15 protein-coding genes are annotated in these 16,015 nt (G+C 48.3%); 3 read left to right on the top strand and 12 right to left on the bottom strand.

All coding sequences use genetic code 11. From position 1 onward, the window contains the following. Positions 1 to 21: 21 nt before the first annotated feature. The 12 genes from KOG47_RS13165 to recX all read right to left on the bottom strand — a co-directional run bounded on the left by KOG47_RS13165 (position 22) and on the right by recX (position 12,957). A complete protein-coding gene (locus KOG47_RS13165) occupies positions 22 to 1,092 on the bottom strand; it encodes an ABC transporter substrate-binding protein (protein ID WP_215244358.1) in 1,071 nt (356 codons plus the stop codon). Further along, positions 1,089 to 1,883, bottom strand: a complete 795-nt coding sequence (locus tag KOG47_RS13160; protein ID WP_074037704.1) for an ABC transporter permease — start codon at positions 1,881 to 1,883, stop codon at positions 1,089 to 1,091. Before KOG47_RS13160 ends, KOG47_RS13165 begins: the two co-directional genes overlap by 4 nt. Next, positions 1,880 to 2,701 (bottom strand): ABC transporter permease, encoded by an 822-nt coding sequence (locus tag KOG47_RS13155; protein WP_015880886.1) that lies wholly within the window; start codon positions 2,699 to 2,701, stop codon positions 1,880 to 1,882. The genes KOG47_RS13160 and KOG47_RS13155 overlap by 4 nt, the downstream gene beginning before the upstream one ends. Further along, positions 2,688 to 3,794: an ABC transporter ATP-binding protein gene (locus tag KOG47_RS13150; protein WP_215244357.1), complete on the bottom strand. Its 1,107-nt coding sequence runs from the start codon at positions 3,792 to 3,794 to the stop codon at positions 2,688 to 2,690. The genes KOG47_RS13155 and KOG47_RS13150 overlap by 14 nt, the downstream gene beginning before the upstream one ends. A 21-nt stretch (positions 3,795 to 3,815) precedes the next feature. After that, the gene (locus tag KOG47_RS13145) at positions 3,816 to 4,355 is read right to left on the bottom strand and encodes a helix-turn-helix domain-containing protein (protein ID WP_015880884.1); all 540 of its coding nucleotides are present in this window, start codon (positions 4,353 to 4,355) and stop codon (positions 3,816 to 3,818) included. A 150-nt stretch (positions 4,356 to 4,505) separates the two neighbouring features. Then, positions 4,506 to 4,775 carry a YfhJ family protein gene (locus KOG47_RS13140; RefSeq protein ID WP_215244356.1) on the bottom strand — a complete coding sequence of 90 codons (270 nt, stop codon included), beginning with the start codon at positions 4,773 to 4,775 and terminating at the stop codon, positions 4,506 to 4,508. After that, positions 4,772 to 5,086, bottom strand: coding sequence for a YfhH family protein (locus KOG47_RS13135; protein WP_015880882.1), 315 nt, complete (start codon positions 5,084 to 5,086; stop codon positions 4,772 to 4,774). The genes KOG47_RS13140 and KOG47_RS13135 overlap by 4 nt, the downstream gene beginning before the upstream one ends. A 68-nt stretch (positions 5,087 to 5,154) precedes the next feature. Further along, entirely contained in the window at positions 5,155 to 6,333 is a 1,179-nt protein-coding gene (locus KOG47_RS13130; RefSeq protein ID WP_074037706.1) for an RtcB family protein, read from the bottom strand. Between the two features lie 9 nt (positions 6,334 to 6,342). After that, positions 6,343 to 8,388, bottom strand: coding sequence for an ABC transporter ATP-binding protein (locus KOG47_RS13125; RefSeq protein ID WP_215244355.1), 2,046 nt, complete (start codon positions 8,386 to 8,388; stop codon positions 6,343 to 6,345). A gap of 22 nt (positions 8,389 to 8,410) precedes the next feature. Further along, positions 8,411 to 10,135 carry an ABC transporter ATP-binding protein gene (locus KOG47_RS13120; RefSeq protein ID WP_159563581.1) on the bottom strand — a complete coding sequence of 575 codons (1,725 nt, stop codon included), beginning with the start codon at positions 10,133 to 10,135 and terminating at the stop codon, positions 8,411 to 8,413. A 320-nt stretch (positions 10,136 to 10,455) separates the two neighbouring features. Continuing rightward, a complete protein-coding gene (locus tag KOG47_RS13115) occupies positions 10,456 to 12,096 on the bottom strand; it encodes an L-lactate permease (RefSeq protein ID WP_074037708.1) in 1,641 nt (546 codons plus the stop codon). A 48-nt stretch (positions 12,097 to 12,144) separates the two neighbouring features. Next, positions 12,145 to 12,957, bottom strand: a complete 813-nt coding sequence (recX, locus tag KOG47_RS13110) for a recombination regulator RecX (RefSeq protein ID WP_084543113.1) — start codon at positions 12,955 to 12,957, stop codon at positions 12,145 to 12,147. A gap of 145 nt (positions 12,958 to 13,102) precedes the next feature. Between recX and KOG47_RS13105 the strand changes: the two genes are divergently transcribed. From KOG47_RS13105 to KOG47_RS13095, 3 genes are all read left to right on the top strand, one after another. Continuing rightward, a complete protein-coding gene (locus tag KOG47_RS13105; RefSeq protein ID WP_074037710.1) occupies positions 13,103 to 14,011 on the top strand; it encodes a TIGR01777 family oxidoreductase in 909 nt (302 codons plus the stop codon). Between the two features lie 12 nt (positions 14,012 to 14,023). Beyond that, positions 14,024 to 15,178 carry an amidohydrolase gene (locus tag KOG47_RS13100; RefSeq protein ID WP_159563578.1) on the top strand — a complete coding sequence of 385 codons (1,155 nt, stop codon included), beginning with the start codon at positions 14,024 to 14,026 and terminating at the stop codon, positions 15,176 to 15,178. Between the two features lie 177 nt (positions 15,179 to 15,355). Next, complete coding sequence (locus KOG47_RS13095; protein ID WP_159563577.1) at positions 15,356 to 15,922, top strand: GNAT family N-acetyltransferase; 567 nt, start codon at positions 15,356 to 15,358, stop codon at positions 15,920 to 15,922. The last annotated feature ends 93 nt before the right edge of the window (positions 15,923 to 16,015 follow it).

Genomic DNA, 16,015 nt, shown 5'->3' with positions numbered 1-16,015 from the left:
GATGAGCGCGGGGATGTTTCGTCATTTACTCTGCATTTTAAAGCGTAAATACAATTCGTTATAGTAAGCGTTCATGCGCTTCCCTAGGTTTTCATATACTTCAAGGTCTTGTGTCACTTCACGAGACGGGTAGAACCGTTCATCCGATGTGACTTCTTCATCCAAGAATTCGAGAGCCGCTTCGTTCGGTGTTGAGTATCCGACATAATCCGTGTTACGTGCCGCAATATCAGCATCTAACATAAAGTCGATGAACTGATGTGCCCCGTCCACGTTTTGTGCCGTACTTGGGATGACGAGGTTATCAAACCAGAGATTCGTGCCTTCTTCCGGAATGACATACGTCAGTTCTTCATTCTCATACATGATTTCTGACGCATCGCCGGACCAGACGACGGCTGCCGCTGCCTCACGGTTCGCCATCAGCATTTTGATTTCGTCTCCGACGATGGCTTTGATGTTCGGCCAAAGCATTTCCAACTTTTGCTCCGCCTCAATCAACTCATCTTTATTCGTCGTATTGAGAGAGTAACCAAGCGAGTTCAGGCCGAAGCCCATTACTTCACGTGTCCCGTCCGCAAGGAGAATGTCGTTCTCGAGCGGCATTTCCCACAGGTCGTTCCATGAAGTGATCTCACCATCGACTAGTTCAGGATTGTAGACAATCCCGACCGTGCCCCAGAAATAAGGAACCGAGTACTTGTTACCCGGGTCGAATGATTTATCGAGGAAGCGCGGATCGATATTATCAAAGTTTTCGAGTTTATCGTAATCGATTGGGAGAAGAAGATTCTCCTCTCTCATCTTACTGATCGCATAATCGGATGGAACGGCGACATCAAAGGCCGTACCGCCTTGCTCAATTTTCGTGAGCATCGCTTCGTTCGAGTCGAACGTTTGATAAACGACCTTCAACCCGCTCTGCTCTTCGAACTCACCGATCAAGTCCTCATCGATATAGTCTCCCCAGTTGTAGACGACCAGTGTGTTGTCGCCGCCGAATCCTTGCGCAGCATTCAGTTGCTGAATCCAAAGAAGGAGACCGAAACTGACGATTAATGGGATCGCCAACATGATGACTAGTTTTTTCATCGTCTAACCTCCTTTGATCCTCGTTGCGCCAACACATAATATCCGATGACAAGTATGAGCGTGAAGACGAATAGAATCGCAGACAACGCATTGATTTCAAGCGAGATGCCTTGACGTGCCCGCGAATAAACTTCTACGGCGAGCGTCGTGAAGCCGTTCCCTGTCACGAAGAATGTAACAGCAAAATCATCTAACGAATAGGTGAGTGCCGTGAAGAAACCGGCAAATACCCCTGGCGTGATATATGGCAGAATGACTTTCGTCAATACATCCCACGTACTGGCACCAAGGTCACGTGACGCATCAATCAACGTCGGACTCATCTCTTGGAGTTTTGGCAACACCAAGATGACGACAATCGGAACCGAGAAAGCGATGTGCGACAAGAGGACCGAATAAAAGCCTAACTGAATCCCAAGCATCGTAAAGAGAATCAAGAAGGACGCCCCGATGATGACGTCCGGGCTAACGATCAAGACATTGTTCAATGATAAGAGGGATGTCTTCGTATACTTTTGTTTCGCCGTATAGATGGCGAGTGCCCCGATGACACCGAGCACGGTCGAAATCGTCGCCGAGAGCAGTGCGATGACAATCGTATTCAAGACGATGACGAGAAGTCTCGTGTCCGTGAAGAGCGACTTGTACCATTCGAGGGTGAACCCTTCGAAGTTACTCATCGTTCCGCCACTGTTGAACGAGTAGAAGACCAAATATAGAATTGGCGCATACAAGATGAAGAACACGGCCGCCAAGTATAGATTTGATAATTTGAATCGTTTACGTTTCATCGACGAACCGCTCCTTTCGCACCCCAGTCACGTGTGACGACCATGACAAGAACCATCGCCAAGATGAGGAAGACGGCAATCGTCGAGCCCATCCCCCAGTTTTGTGTGACAAGGAATTGTTGTTCAATCGCTGTACCGAGTGTGATGACCCGGTTCCCGGCGATGAGTCGGGTGATCATGAAGAGCGATAATGCCGGAATAAAGACGATTTGAATCCCTGACTTGACGCCGTCAAGCGTCAACGGGAAGATGACACGTCGGAATGTCGTCCAGTTCGATGCACCTAAATCACGGGATGCGTAGACGAGTGATGGCGGTAACTTCTCAATGGCGTTGTAAATCGGCAAAATCATGAACGGGATGAAGATGTATACCGAAACAAAGACGAAACTGAAATCGGTGAATAGAATCTGTTTCGTCCCAATACCGATGGCTTCTAAAAATTGATTCGTAATCCCGTACGTCCCAAAAATTCCAAGGAACGCATACGCCTTTAACAACAAGTTAATCCATGACGGCAGCAAGATGAGTAAGAGCCAAAGCTGTTTATGCTTCGTCTTCGTCAACAAGTATGCCGTCGGATACCCGACGAGTAACGAGAAGAACGTAATGAGAAACGCATACCAGAACGACGAGAGCGTCATCGACAAATACGTCGACGTGAAGAACGTCTGATAGTTTTCTAAACTCAAATTCCCATCGATATCAAAAAAGGAATAATAGACGACGAGGACGAGTGGTGCGATGACGAACAAGGCGATCCAAATCCAATAGGTCGTCAAATATACCGTCTTTGCGGTCTGATTAGTTTGATTCATAAGGGACCTCCTCGTAGGATTCGAGACGACGGTCAAATTCTTCTTCTGTTTCACCTAGTCGCATGACGTGAATCGCTTCTTCGTCAAACGTCAATCCGATTTTTGATCCGACGATTGATTTCTTCGTCGAGTGGACGAGCCATTCGTTTCCTTCTTGGTCATAACAGCAAATCTCGTAGTGGACACCTCGGAACAATTGAGAATCGACGTCGACAACGAGTTTTGCTGCATCGACCGATGTCATCTCTAAGTCTTCCGGACGAATGATGACCTCAACTTTTTCATTGCGGTCAAATCCTTGGTCGACACAGTCAAACGTTTTACCAGCAAACGTGACGACATTGTCTTCCGGCATGACACCCGGCACGATATTGGATTCACCGATAAAGTCTGCAACGAAACGGTTGATCGGTTCATCATAAATATCAGTCGGTGTCCCACTCTGAACAATTTTCCCGTTGTTCATGACGAAAATCTCATCCGACATGGCGAGCGCCTCTTCTTGGTCGTGTGTGACGAAAATAAAGGTAATGCCAAGACGTTGCTGTAACTCACGAAGTTCATATTGCATCTCCGTACGAAGTTTCAAGTCTAAGGCAGAGAGCGGTTCATCAAGGAGAATGACCTCCGGCTCATTTACGATTGCGCGGGCGATGGCGACACGTTGGCGCTGTCCACCTGACATCTCATCGATTTCGCGCGAGCCGTATCCTTCTAAGTTAACAAACTTGAGAGCCTGCTCCACTTTCGCTTTCACATCTGCTTCCTTCAATTTTTTAATCCGGAGACCGAATGCCACATTCTCAAATACGTTTAAATGAGGAAACAGCGCATAATCTTGGAACACGGTATTCACTTGTCGTTTATTAGCCGGCACATCGTTGATTCGTTTCCCGCTGAAGTGAATACCTCCTTCGGTCGCATCGGTAAATCCGGCGATGAGACGCAAAATCGTCGTCTTCCCACATCCCGATGGACCGAGAAGCGTATAAAACTTCCCACGCTCAATCTCAAAACTAATATCTTCAAGGACGACTGTGTCGTCGTAACGCTTTGACACGTGGTCAAAGCGAATAATTGTCTCTGCATTCATGCTGTTTCCTCCTCTGTTGACTTATAAATATGAATGGGTCGCGACGATGAGACATTCACTCTCTCCATCGTTATCGTTGACGAGTTGATGCGAATCTGAGGCGACATAATAAAGGGTTTCCCCTGTCTTGGCAAAATATGTGTGGTTCCCTAATTTCAAGGCAATTTTGCCGGACAAGACGTATACGAGCGTCTCCGAACGTGAAGGCTCATATTGTTTGAACTCTCCATGTTTGAAAAATGTGACCAGAATCGGCTCCATCTCTTTTTCATTCGATTCCGGGATGAGCCATTCTGTCCGATATTTGCGTTCTTCATCCGTATAGATGGTGCGATCGTCAACGGTGTACACCACTTTTTGATTCAACTCTTCATCGAAAAACTCTTTCGGGGAACTCCCGAGGACATTCAATAAATCGAATAACGTTTCTAGTGAGGGAGAGCTTAAATCCCGCTCAATTTGAGAAATATATCCTTTACTCAAATCGGTACGTTCCGCCAACTCCTCTTGGGTCAATCCTTTTTTGATCCGGAGCCGCTTAATGTTTTGACCTACTTCCAACGACTGAACGCCTCCTTCTTGTTTAGTGAAACATGAGTTCAACTAAAGAAAGTTTATCTATACTATACTTTAAAACAAACTATTAGCGACCTTCATTATAACGAATTGTTGAGGAATTGCAATAAAAAAATCACGCCCCAAGGACGTGACTCAGTGTAAATTCCGTTTAGACATCAAATGCTTGAACTTTTCGTTTTTCGTTTGGAACAAATGGAGCTGCGCCCCGTATGCATCAATCTGTTGAATGACGTATTGGAACGCCTTTGCCTCTCCCGGATACGGTTCGCCCGCCTTGGCAAGTGAGGTCTCAAAATCTTCCCATAACACTTCGACCCACGTCACCGCTTCTGAATCGTTCAAGACGTCATTCTTCTTTTTTAAAATGACCGCGAGCCGTTCGTATTGTTCGTTCCGGTTCATCGCTTCACCTCCGACAATTCTGAGAGCGGGATGGCCCGTTCTGTCATCTCGCCTTCAAACGTCCCCCAGCCCATGACACCGTTGACGAATTTCAAGCGAAACGGACGGTCATTGTAATTGACGACATATGTTTCACCTGGACGAAACGATGATGGGTCAATCAAATAGCTTTCGGCAATCGCAATCCGTCGAAGGACGACTTCGATTTCGCTGACCATGCCCATCTGTTCAGCTTTTCGTTTCCGTTCATGTAATGCTTGAATCTCTTGCTCTAACTCATATTTCGATAAGTCACTTAACCGCTTTTCCATATCGTTCACCTCGATGTAAGCGTATCAGATTTTACGAAAAAAGAAAAAGACGAGACTGAGTACGTGACTCAGTTCGCCTTGAAGTTGTAAAGTGGCTTGATGATTTGATCGATTTGAACGGCCGGTTCGATATAACGAACAATTTCTTTCATCGACTTATACACAAATGGTGATTCATCGATTGTCGATGGGCGAACTGATGTCGACCAGACACCTTCCATCGAACGTTTGAATTCTTTGAAATCGACGCGTTTCCGCGCGGCCGACCGAGACATGATCCGACCTGCGCCGTGTGGACCCGAGAAGTTCCAGTCTGGATTCCCTTTCCCCGTACAGATGAGCGAACCGTCTCGCATGTTCATCGGAATGATGACTCGCTCTCCTTCTTGAGCGGAGATGGCCCCTTTTCGCAGGATCATCGCATCATGATCGATATAGTTATGGACGGTGTCGAATTGATCGACGATGTTCCAATTCATCGCTTCGACGATCACATCCGTCATCGCACGACGGTTCGCCGCCGCGTATTGTTGAGCGATGCGCACGTCATGCATGTAATCGTCCATATCCGCTCCCTCCACATAAGCCAGGTCTCGAAATGGTTTCCGTGACGCACGCTCTGTTTCCAGATAAGCCGAGATTTCTTGTTGTCGACCTAAGGCTTTCAAACGCTCAATTTCTTCTTTTACATCATGTGTTTCCATCATGTGTTGAATCGCTCGCTCCTGATAGTGATCGGCAATCTGTACCCCAAGATGGCGCGAACCGGAATGAATGACAAGAAACGTACGTCCCGAGTCATCTCGGTTCACTTCAATAAAGTGGTTCCCCGAGCCGAGCGACCCGACCGAGCGCAAGGCTCGGTCGAGTTTATACGGCGCTCGCACCTCTTCTAATGGAAGTTCAGATGCGTATGGATGAACCTTCTCCCGAATGTTCATCCCGCTCGGTACGAGTTCACGAATGAGGTCATCGAGTCGTTGAAAATCGATCCGCTTGGCTTTGATCTCCGTACAAAGCATCCCACACCCTAAATCGACACCGACCAGGTTTGGCACGACTTTGTCTTGAATCGTCATCGTCGTTCCAACGACCGATCCTTTCCCCGCATGCATGTCCGGCATGATTCGAATCGATGCCCCTTGTGTGAACGGTTGGTCGAGCAATGTTTCAATTTGATTCCGCGTCATATCATCGATTCGTTCGTTAAACACTTTGGCGCGGTTATATTTCCCCTTGATTTCCATGTGACCTCCTTAACTGATGGCTTGTTGTTTACTCTGTAATTCATGCATTCGGGCGTAGACACCACCATACTCGATGAGTGACTGGTGATTGCCTCGCTCAATGATTCGTCCGTGGTCGAGAACGAGAATCTGGTCCGCTTCTCGAATCGTCGAGAGTCGGTGCGCGATGACAAACGTCGTCCGACCGTACGTGAGCGTCTTGAGCGCATCCTGAATCAATGCCTCCGTCTCCGAGTCGACGCTCGCTGTCGCTTCATCGAGGACGAGGATGGCCGGGTCAAAGACGAGGGCGCGTGCGAAACTGATCAGCTGTCGTTCTCCACTCGAGAGTGAAGCTCCACGCTCGATTACCGGCTCATCGATGCCTTGCGGTAGCTGCTTCACGAAGCGGTCTGCCCCGACAGCTGTGAGTGCTTTCCATACCTGTTCGTCCGTAATCGTCTCATCTCCAAGCGTGACGTTCGTCCGAATCGTTCCAGTGAATAGGAACGGGTCTTGTAAGACGATCCCGAGATGGTCTCGTACCGCCTGCGTCGGTAGTTTAGTCACGTCCATGCCATCGATTCGAAGGACTCCGGCCGAGGGGTCATAGAAACGCATGAGCAAGTTCATGATTGAACTCTTCCCGCTTCCGGTATGCCCAACGAGTGCGACCGTCTCACCAGGAGCGGCGTGTAGTTCAATCTGTTGCAACACCGGTTTCCCTGCTTCATAACTGAAGGTCACGTCATCAAAGACGACATCCCCTTTAAAGCGTGGAAGACGTTCTGATGAGACCGGTTCCCCTTTCTCGTCGAGCAGTTGGAACATCCGGTCGGCCGAGACAAGCGCTTGTTGGAGTGGTGACAATTGGTTCATGATCTGTGTCACCGGCTCAAAGATCCGCGAGACATAGTCGATATACGCATACAGAATCCCCAGTGTCAGGACACTTCCCGTACCGAGCGTTTGTGCCCCGACAAACCAGATGAGTAAGGCGAGCGCCATGTTTCGGAAGAAGTTGACGAGATTGTGGCTCATCAACGCATCCAATTTCAACAACTTTCGTCTCGTTTGGAAGTTGTCGCTGTTCTTCTCATTGAACTCGTCATAAACGAGATTTTCGCGGACGTATGATTGAATGATTGGCATCGTTTGAATGCTCTCATTCAACTGCGCGTTCATATCCGCGACGAGTGCGCGGACACGGAAGTTATTTTTTGTCGAGAAACGTTGGAACAACTTGATCCAGACGATGACGACCGGGATGATAATGAGTGAGACGAGCCCTAGACGCACGTCTAGGAAGAACATCGCAATGAGTACCCCGATCATCATGACGACACTTTGGAAGACGCGAGCAAGCACTCCTAAATACAGGTCGCGAATCGTCTCTGTGTCATTCGTGACACGACTGACAATCTTCCCGATTGGTGTCTGGTCAAAATAGCGTACCGGAATCGTTTGGAGATGCTTCATCACATCAAGACGCATCGTTTTGACAATTTTATGCGCCGACCGTTGTAGGAGCATCTGTTGTCCCCAGTTCAATCCGGCCGCAAATAGTAACAGGACGACGTACAATCCCGATAAGAGAAGGACAGCTCGTAAATCCGTTTGATAGAACTGGAACACGTCGGTCGACGAGAGCGAGACAATATTGTCATATGTCGCCGTCTCGTCTCCTCTTGAAATCGTCAGCACGTCGCCTTCGACTTCACGGACGCCTCCGCTTATAACCGCATCAGGTACGAGATAGTAACCATCGGTCGTTTGTACGATCGAGACCGGCTGAATCACCTCTTGGTCATCTAGTCTCGTTTCTTTCTCATAAGAATCTCCATTAAAGGAAACACTACCGCCGGATTCGACTTGAACCCAGTCACGTTCGATGGCGACGATATGCTCATCGATAATGATTTTGGCGATATACGGCCCGGCAAGTTCTGCACCGACCGCTAAAAAGAGTAATGTCAGTCCGAGGAAGATGGAGCGCTTCACTTGCTTGGCATAACCAACGAGTGAGCGGATCGTCTTCTTCCGGCGGACCGGATCTAATTCATATTGATCGATCATGAGAGATTCCCCCTTTCCCGGATTACTCCGTCTCTCCTTGTCGAATAAATTGTTCATAGTACCAACCGTGTCGTTCCATCAGTTGGTCGTGGGTGCCGCGCTCGGTGACTCGTCCGTCTTGAAGGACGAGAATTTGGTCGGCATGTGCCACCGCAGAAAGACGGTGCGCCACGATAAAGGTCGTCTTCGCCTCACGGCTCGTGCGGACCGAATCGATTATGCGTGATTCCGTTTTCGCATCGACCGCTGAGAGCGAATCGTCAAGAAGCAGAATCTCAGGATTTTTCAGTAAAGCACGTGCAATTGATAATCGTTGTTTTTGTCCACCTGACAGCATGACCCCTTGCTCCCCAACGACGGTATCGAGACCGTTCTCCAAGTGTTCGATGTCTGTATCGAACGCCGCGAGGTGAATGGCTCTGTCGAGTGCTTCATCCGAGACATCATCGACTCCGAAACGAATGTTATCACGCACCGTTTTCGAGAATAGGAGGTGCTCTTGTGACACATACCCACTCCAGCCACGGACCGTTTCAAGTTTAATGTCCGAAATCGGCACCCCGTTCACGAGAAGGGAATCGTCGATCGGATACTCCCGGAGCAATTGACGTAACAACGTCGTCTTCCCAGCTCCAGTCGGTCCGACAATCCCAATCGTCTCACCACGCGAGACGTGCAGGACGATGTCTTCTAACGACTCCCGATTCGAGTTTGGATAACGGAATGAGAGCGATTTGAAGGTGATTTTCTCTGGTACATCGATGTGAACCGTTCCGGTTGACGAAACGTCCGGTACCTCATTCATCGTTGTCTCAATCCGTTCCAAGCTCGCCGTTCCTCGTTGGACGACGTTGATGAGTTCCCCGAAGGCATACATCGGCCAAATCAACATCCCTAAATAAATGTTGAAGGAAACGAGTTGACCGAGCGTGATGTCGTTCGTAAAGACGAGATACGTCCCGAACGAGAGTCCGATCAAATAGCTGAGTCCAACGAGTAATTTGATAACCGGCTCAAACAAGACGTCAATTTTAGCGACATGCATGTTTTTCGCCATCACGTCATCCGTGATGTCATCAAATTTTTTCGTATCCGCCTCTTCTTGGACGAAGGAGCGGACGACCCGAAGACCAGAGATGGATTCAACGACTTGGTCGTTCATCACGCCGAACGAATCTTGGGCTGCCGTGAAACGTGTATGAATCTGACTCCCAAGTTTATTCATCGACCAGGCGAGAATCGGCATCGGCAAAAGTGCTGCGAGCGTCAACTTCCAATCGATGAACACGCCCATAATCGTCAAGGCGATGAGCGTCATGTTGAACGAGTCGACTAATGTCATGACCCCAAATCCCGCTGTCCGCTCCACCGCTTTTAAGTCATTCGTCGCAAGTGCCATCAAGTCACCTGTGCGATGTTGTTGATAGAAGCGCGGTGTTTGTTTGAGGAGGTGACCAAAGAAGCGACCTCTCAATTTCTTTTCAAGTAAAAAGGCTGTCCCGAAGAGTCGGGCAATCCACAAGTACGACATCACGTACGATAACACCATAATGCCGAGTAGCGACGATACAATCAGAATCAATCGCTCTGTCGTCAAACTTCCTTCACGAATCGCATCGATCGCCTGACCAATAATCCAAGGCGGCAGCATATCTACAACCCCTGTGATGATCAGTAAAATGATCGCAATCACATACGTTCGTTTCTGTCTTTTAATAAACCAATCCAATTGCTTAATCAGTTTCATGACTGATTTCCCCCTTCCGCCTCACCCATCCAAGCACGCAAAAAAGCGCACTCCACCTGATTGTGCAACCAATCAAATGAAGCGCGCTTGAAGTAGTCTTCAGTCTTTTGCATGGTCAGGGAAAGGACACTACCCCTATCCAGCTGCCAATGTCACGCAGTTAAATACGAGTAGCCATATGATGTTTTGAGTGTGTTTGTGAGTGCAATGTTGTTCATCATTCTGGCTCCTCTCGTTTCATAGTTTTAAAATCTACTCAAACCTTAGCAGACTGTTCTGAAAATTGTCAACATTATTCTGTAAAAAAACTGTAACTTGATTTAGTTTAAGAAAAACATGCCTAAAATGAGACCAATGACCCCCGTCGCCGTCACGTAATAAATCATCGGCATGAGCGTGTAACGGATGATGGTCCCTTCCTTGCCGAGTAATCCAGCAACCGATGCGACCGCTACGACGTTCAACACACAGATCATGTTTCCTGCGTTCGCTCCCGCCATCTGCATCGATAAAGCGAGCGTGTTATCAAGTCCAACCGACTCCGCAACGTTTGTCGTCAAACTCGAGAACATCATATTGGAAAACGTCGCCGAACCTGAAACGAAGGCACCAAGGGCCCCAATCCACGGTGCGACAAGTGGCCACACCCCACCGAACGTATCAGCAGCTGCCGTCGCAAGCTCGACCGGCATCGAAGCGAGTCCGGCACCGCCATTTTCAGAGTGGATGAATATACGAACCATTGGAACCGACGCCGCTAACGTGATGGCCGTTCCGACGACTCCAAGTGTCGTCGCCTTAAACACCGATGTCACTTGTGACCAACTCATGTTGTGTAAGAAGAATGTCGCAATAATCGTCAGGATAAACATAAAACCTGGTGAATAGAACGGTTCCCAAGACGTCGAAACTCCTTCTACCCCAAGAATGTCCGGGAGATTGATTCGGACACTGCGAGAGAGTTCGTTTAAAAATGGTACGGTACGGGTGAGCACTAAGAAAATCGTCAAAATAAGATAAGGTGCCCACGCCTTCCACTGAGGCAATTCTCGCGTGGTTGATTTGAGCGTCACTTTTTCAGCAGATGGTTCTAGCTCATCCACATATCCATCAAACGTCCAGACGCGTTTCGGCATGAGAATTCCTTTACGAGCCATGGCCACGAGGATGACCAGACCGGTTAAACCACCGAGCATGCCACCGAACTCAAATCCGAGGATGAGTGTCCAAATGTACGCAGGTACGCTGTATAACAACGCCGCCACAATCGCAATCGGAAATACCTCAAGTGCGGGTTTTATCGACTTCTCTTTACTGAAGAACCGCGTCAACATCAAAATCAAAATGAACGGGATGAATAGGCCGACCACCATATCGATCAACACCGTCTGCAAGACGACCTCTGTCAAGAAGGCAATCGACTCAGGCTGGTTCACATCTAAAGATAGACCGTTCCCGATCCCGATAAGTGCCGGTGTCCCGACCGCACCAAATGTTACGGCCGACACGTCTGCGGATAATGCAATGACAACGGCGGCAATCGGCGGAAATCCGAGTGCAATCAAGAGCGGTGCCGCAACCGTTGCAGGCGTCCCAAATCCAGATGCGCCTTCAATAAATGAAACGAATAACCATCCGACAATCAAAACTTGAATACGCGGGTCAGGTGTGATGTTGACGAATCCGGAACGAATTGCGTTCATCCCGCCCCCTTCTTTCATCGTATTCATCATTCCGATTGCCCCGTAGACAATCCATACTGTCGTAACGGCGATGACGAGTCCTTGTAATGTCGCCGCCATAATTCGTGTCGCATCCAATTGCCAGACGAAAAACGCTAAAATCGCCGTCGTCACAAGTGACAAGGGCATGGCTACCGATGCAGGTAAACGCATAATGACCAATAAGATGAGCACGGCCACAATCGGTGTCAGTGCTGTAATCCATTCTAAAATCGTCAATGTAGACCCACCTTTTCGTGTTTTCCCCTACCGTAAACAGATGTCCCATCACGATTCTTCTTCAGCGATTCGATCTAACGTACGTTCAATCACATCATACGGAAATCCTTTGCGCCGAAGCTGCATCTTCATGCGCTGTTTGCGTTCGAACGCGTCGTATCCGCTGAACTTCCGACTCAACTTCTCAGCCTGTTTCAGACATGCCGCAACCTCGACATCTTCGTCCTCTTCTTCCCAAAAAGTTTGAATCGCCTCTGAAATAATATCAAAGGTAAACCCCCTTTGCATCAGGGTTTGTTGAATTCTTTGTTGCACTTCTGTGGCAGAACGACGATTTGTTTCCAGTTGTTTCCTTTTCACGAACTTTCCAGCCTTCTCGACGAGATCTTCGTGTGAGATTGATTCTAATTCGGATTCAACAACGTCCGTTGGGATTCGGAGCTGTTCGAGCTCGCGTTTGATTTTGATTGGTCCACTTGGACTTGTGTTGAATTTCGTTTGGACATACGCTTTTGCGAACTCCTCATCATTCAAATAACGCTGCTCGATTAGTCGCGTGATGGCATGTTTGATAGCAGATTCACTTAACTCTTTCTTCACGAGATAGTCCCTTACCTCTGAAATGGCGCGCATTCGATACGATAAATAATTGATGGCCAACTTATAGGCTTTCTGAGCTTCTTCCGCCTCAAGGACGTCTTGCACAAAATCGTCTTCGAGCTCCATCCCTTTTGTGAGCCCGTACTTGATGAATACGTCAACATCGATGGCGAACGCAAACTCCTCTTTCCCCTCCCGTTCGATGAAGACGTTCAGTCGATCTTGGTTCTTCTTTTGGGTCGTGAACTTTGCAATTTTCACAACGACTCCCCTCCATTCCATGTTTCTAACATATCACGTTCAAGAAACGTAGAGGATTTTTGATAAGTTAGAAGAAAGGGTATTCATCTGGATATACTGACTTATACCCATTTTAGAAACAACACATGATATCGGAGGGAATTTCATGAAAATCGCAATCACTGGTGGAACTGGGCTCATCGGTCAACCACTCGTTCGTGCACTCGCCGACGCCGGACATCAAGTCGTCGTGTTGACGCGTCATCCACGTCCCCGCCATCGCGGGGTATCGTTTATCGAATGGTTGACACCGAATAGTAAACCAGAAGAGGAACTCGAAGGAACAGATGCGTTCATTCATTTGGCCGGCGCCTCAATCAACGACGGGCGATGGACACACAAACAGAAACAAGCCATCCTTCAAAGTCGAATCGAAGGTACGAAGGAAGTCGTCCGAATTATTCAACAGTTGAAACAAAAGCCACAGGTCGTCATAAGCGGCTCTGCCATCGGTATATACGGTGAAGATCGTTCCATCACGTATTCCGAAGAAACACCATTGCCGACACGGACTAATTTCCTCGGGAATGTCTGCGTCCTCTGGGAACAAGAAGCAGAACCCATTCGTGATTTAGGTGTTCGCCTTGTGACGATGCGCACCGGAGTCGTCTTATCGAATGATGGCGGTGCTTTCCCATTAATGAAACTCCCCTATCAGTTCGGGGTCGGTGGTAAAATTGGATCAGGAGAGCAATGGGTTCCTTGGATTCATTTAGACGACCTCGTCCGCTTGTTCGTGCACGTCATCGAGACTGATTCCATTGAAGGACCCGTCAACGGCACTGCACCTACACCGGTGACGATGAATGAGTTCGGGAAGACGATTGCGAACGTGATGCATCGTCCTCACTGGATTCCGGCACCTGCCCCAATGATGCAACTCGCCCTCGGTGAAAAGAGCGTCATCGTCCTAGAAGGTGCGAAAGTCGTTCCGACGAAGGCACTTCAACATGGTTTCGACTTCCGCTATGAAACATTGGAACCGGCTCTAACACAACTACTACAAGATGTTTAAGGAGAATGAATTGTGAGTCACTTACTAATTCGAAATGCCCATATTTACCCCATCACTGCCCCCCATTTTTACGGAGACCTCCGTGTTCGGGACGGGAAAATCGTCGAAATGTCCGATTTACTTGAACCGACTGACGGGGAGCATGTCATTGAAGCCGAAGGAAACTTTTTATTCCCGGGCTTCATCGATGCTCACACCCACCTCGGATTATATGATGAAGGAACCGGCTCTGTCGGAAACGACGCCAATGAGACGGTCGAAGCGATGACGCCTCATGCACGTGCGATTGACGGGGTATACCCGCTTGACGAAGGATTTCAAGAAGCGCTGATGGCAGGCGTAACCGCCGTTCAGGTCATGCCAGGAAGTATGAACGTCATCGGTGGTGTGACCAGTGTCATCAAAACACACGGTCGCTATATTGACGACATGATCGTCCGTCGTTATGCCGGATTGAAGATGGCACTCGGCGAAAACCCGAAACGGATTCATAGTATGGGGAAAACCGGTGATTTGACGCGGATGGGGATTATGGGGTTGCTTCGTGAAGCGTTCCGTACCGTCGGGTCGACCAAAACGATCGGAACGTTCGGCAGTCAGATGATTCAACTTGCCCTCGACCGAGAGATGCCGATTCGTGTGCATGCCCACCGCGCCGATGACATTTTATCTGTCGTTCGCTTTGCTCAAGAGTTCAATCTCGACTATCGTATCGAACATTGTACAGAAGGTCATCTTGTCGTTGAAAAACTACAAGAACTCGGTGTGAAACATGTCACCGTCGGACCGACGTTTACTCGAAAATCTAAAATCGAGCTCCAGAACAAGACATGGGAGACGTATCGCATTCTCCATGAGCACGGCATGATCGTCTCCATCACGACCGATCATCCGTACACGCCGGTCCAATATTTGAACTTGTGCGCCGGACTTGCGGCACGTGAAGGACTTCCTGTCGATATCGCGTTGCGAGGGATCACCATCAATCCAGCTGAATCACTAGGTGTCGCTGACCGAATCGGATCTCTTGAAGTAGGAAAAGATGCCGATTTGGTGCTTTGGAGTCACTTCCCGCTCGACTACTTATCGAAGCCGATTATGACGATTGTGAACGGTGAAGTCGTGTACAAAACGGACCGTGCTGAAACCCATCATGAGGTCGAGTAATTTTCATTATTTTTCATAAGGGTTTTTACGCATAATTTACTTGCTTTTTTAAAAATACTATATAAAATTATCTTGTAACTTCATAAAGCAGCCAAGGCGGTTCGAACAGCGAAGCCAGAAGTATGCTTTCGTTACGACTATTCTTCAGCGGTCTGAAATAGGAGGAGGAATGTAAAGGTGCTCAAATTTCGTGAGCTCACCGACTGCGCGGAGTTGTTCGAACTGATGCAACACCCAGATGTCTTTCCGTATGTCCGTCAAAAGACGGTCCATTTTGACGAGTTTTTATTTAGCACGAAGCAAGTCATCGAGCTAGAAGAGCAAGGAAATATCATCTCACGTACCATCACGAACGAGTATGGCACCCCGATTGGGACGATTAGCTTGTTCGATGTCGAATCCGGATATGGATTCCTTGGCACGTGGCTTGGCAAGCCGTATCACGGCAAAGGTTATAATCAAGTGGCGAAAGAGGCGTTCTTCTCAGAACTGTTCTTCGATCTTGATATTGAAAGTGTGTTCTTAAAAATCCGTAAATCGAATGAACGATCGATTGCTGCAGCAGAGAAGCTTCCGTACGCGTTTTGCGCGAACGAGATTCGTTCCGAACTGCTTGCGGAGATCAACCAAGGTGACGTGGAGTATGTTTTATATGAAGTATCCAAGTCGAGCTTCCAACTATACTTGCATGCCCTACACGTCCCGGAATACGAAGTGCCATACGAGGCACAACTCGAAGCATGAGCCAATTCTGTCAAAGAATTGGCTTTTTTGTGGCGTTTTTGTGTGGATTTGATGGAGGGAACTTGTCGGAGCCGAATAAATCTGTTCTAATTC

This window comes from Exiguobacterium sp. s121 (assembly GCF_018617245.1).
GTDB classification, from domain to species: domain Bacteria; phylum Bacillota; class Bacilli; order Exiguobacteriales; family Exiguobacteriaceae; genus Exiguobacterium; species Exiguobacterium profundum.
The sequence above is the reverse complement of the archived record's forward strand: the minus strand, read 5'-3'. Positions and strand labels throughout refer to the sequence as shown.

Excerpts from the sequence above, each read along its gene's own strand:
- KOG47_RS13165 (WP_215244358.1), bottom strand. The coding sequence starts at position 1,092 with ATGAAAAAACTAGTCATCATGTTGGCGATCCCATTAATCGTCAGTTTC.
- KOG47_RS13160 (WP_074037704.1), bottom strand. The coding sequence starts at position 1,883 with ATGAAACGTAAACGATTCAAATTATCAAATCTATACTTGGCGGCCGTG.
- KOG47_RS13155 (WP_015880886.1), bottom strand. The coding sequence starts at position 2,701 with ATGAATCAAACTAATCAGACCGCAAAGACGGTATATTTGACGACCTAT.
- KOG47_RS13150 (WP_215244357.1), bottom strand. The coding sequence starts at position 3,794 with ATGAATGCAGAGACAATTATTCGCTTTGACCACGTGTCAAAGCGTTAC.
- KOG47_RS13140 (WP_215244356.1), bottom strand. The coding sequence starts at position 4,775 with ATGAACCGGAACGAACAATACGAACGGCTCGCGGTCATTTTAAAAAAG.
- KOG47_RS13135 (WP_015880882.1), bottom strand. The coding sequence starts at position 5,086 with ATGGAAAAGCGGTTAAGTGACTTATCGAAATATGAGTTAGAGCAAGAG.
- KOG47_RS13130 (WP_074037706.1), bottom strand. The coding sequence starts at position 6,333 with ATGGAAATCAAGGGGAAATATAACCGCGCCAAAGTGTTTAACGAACGA.
- KOG47_RS13125 (WP_215244355.1), bottom strand. The coding sequence starts at position 8,388 with ATGATCGATCAATATGAATTAGATCCGGTCCGCCGGAAGAAGACGATC.
- KOG47_RS13120 (WP_159563581.1), bottom strand. The coding sequence starts at position 10,135 with ATGAAACTGATTAAGCAATTGGATTGGTTTATTAAAAGACAGAAACGA.
- KOG47_RS13105 (WP_074037710.1), top strand. The coding sequence starts at position 13,103 with ATGAAAATCGCAATCACTGGTGGAACTGGGCTCATCGGTCAACCACTC.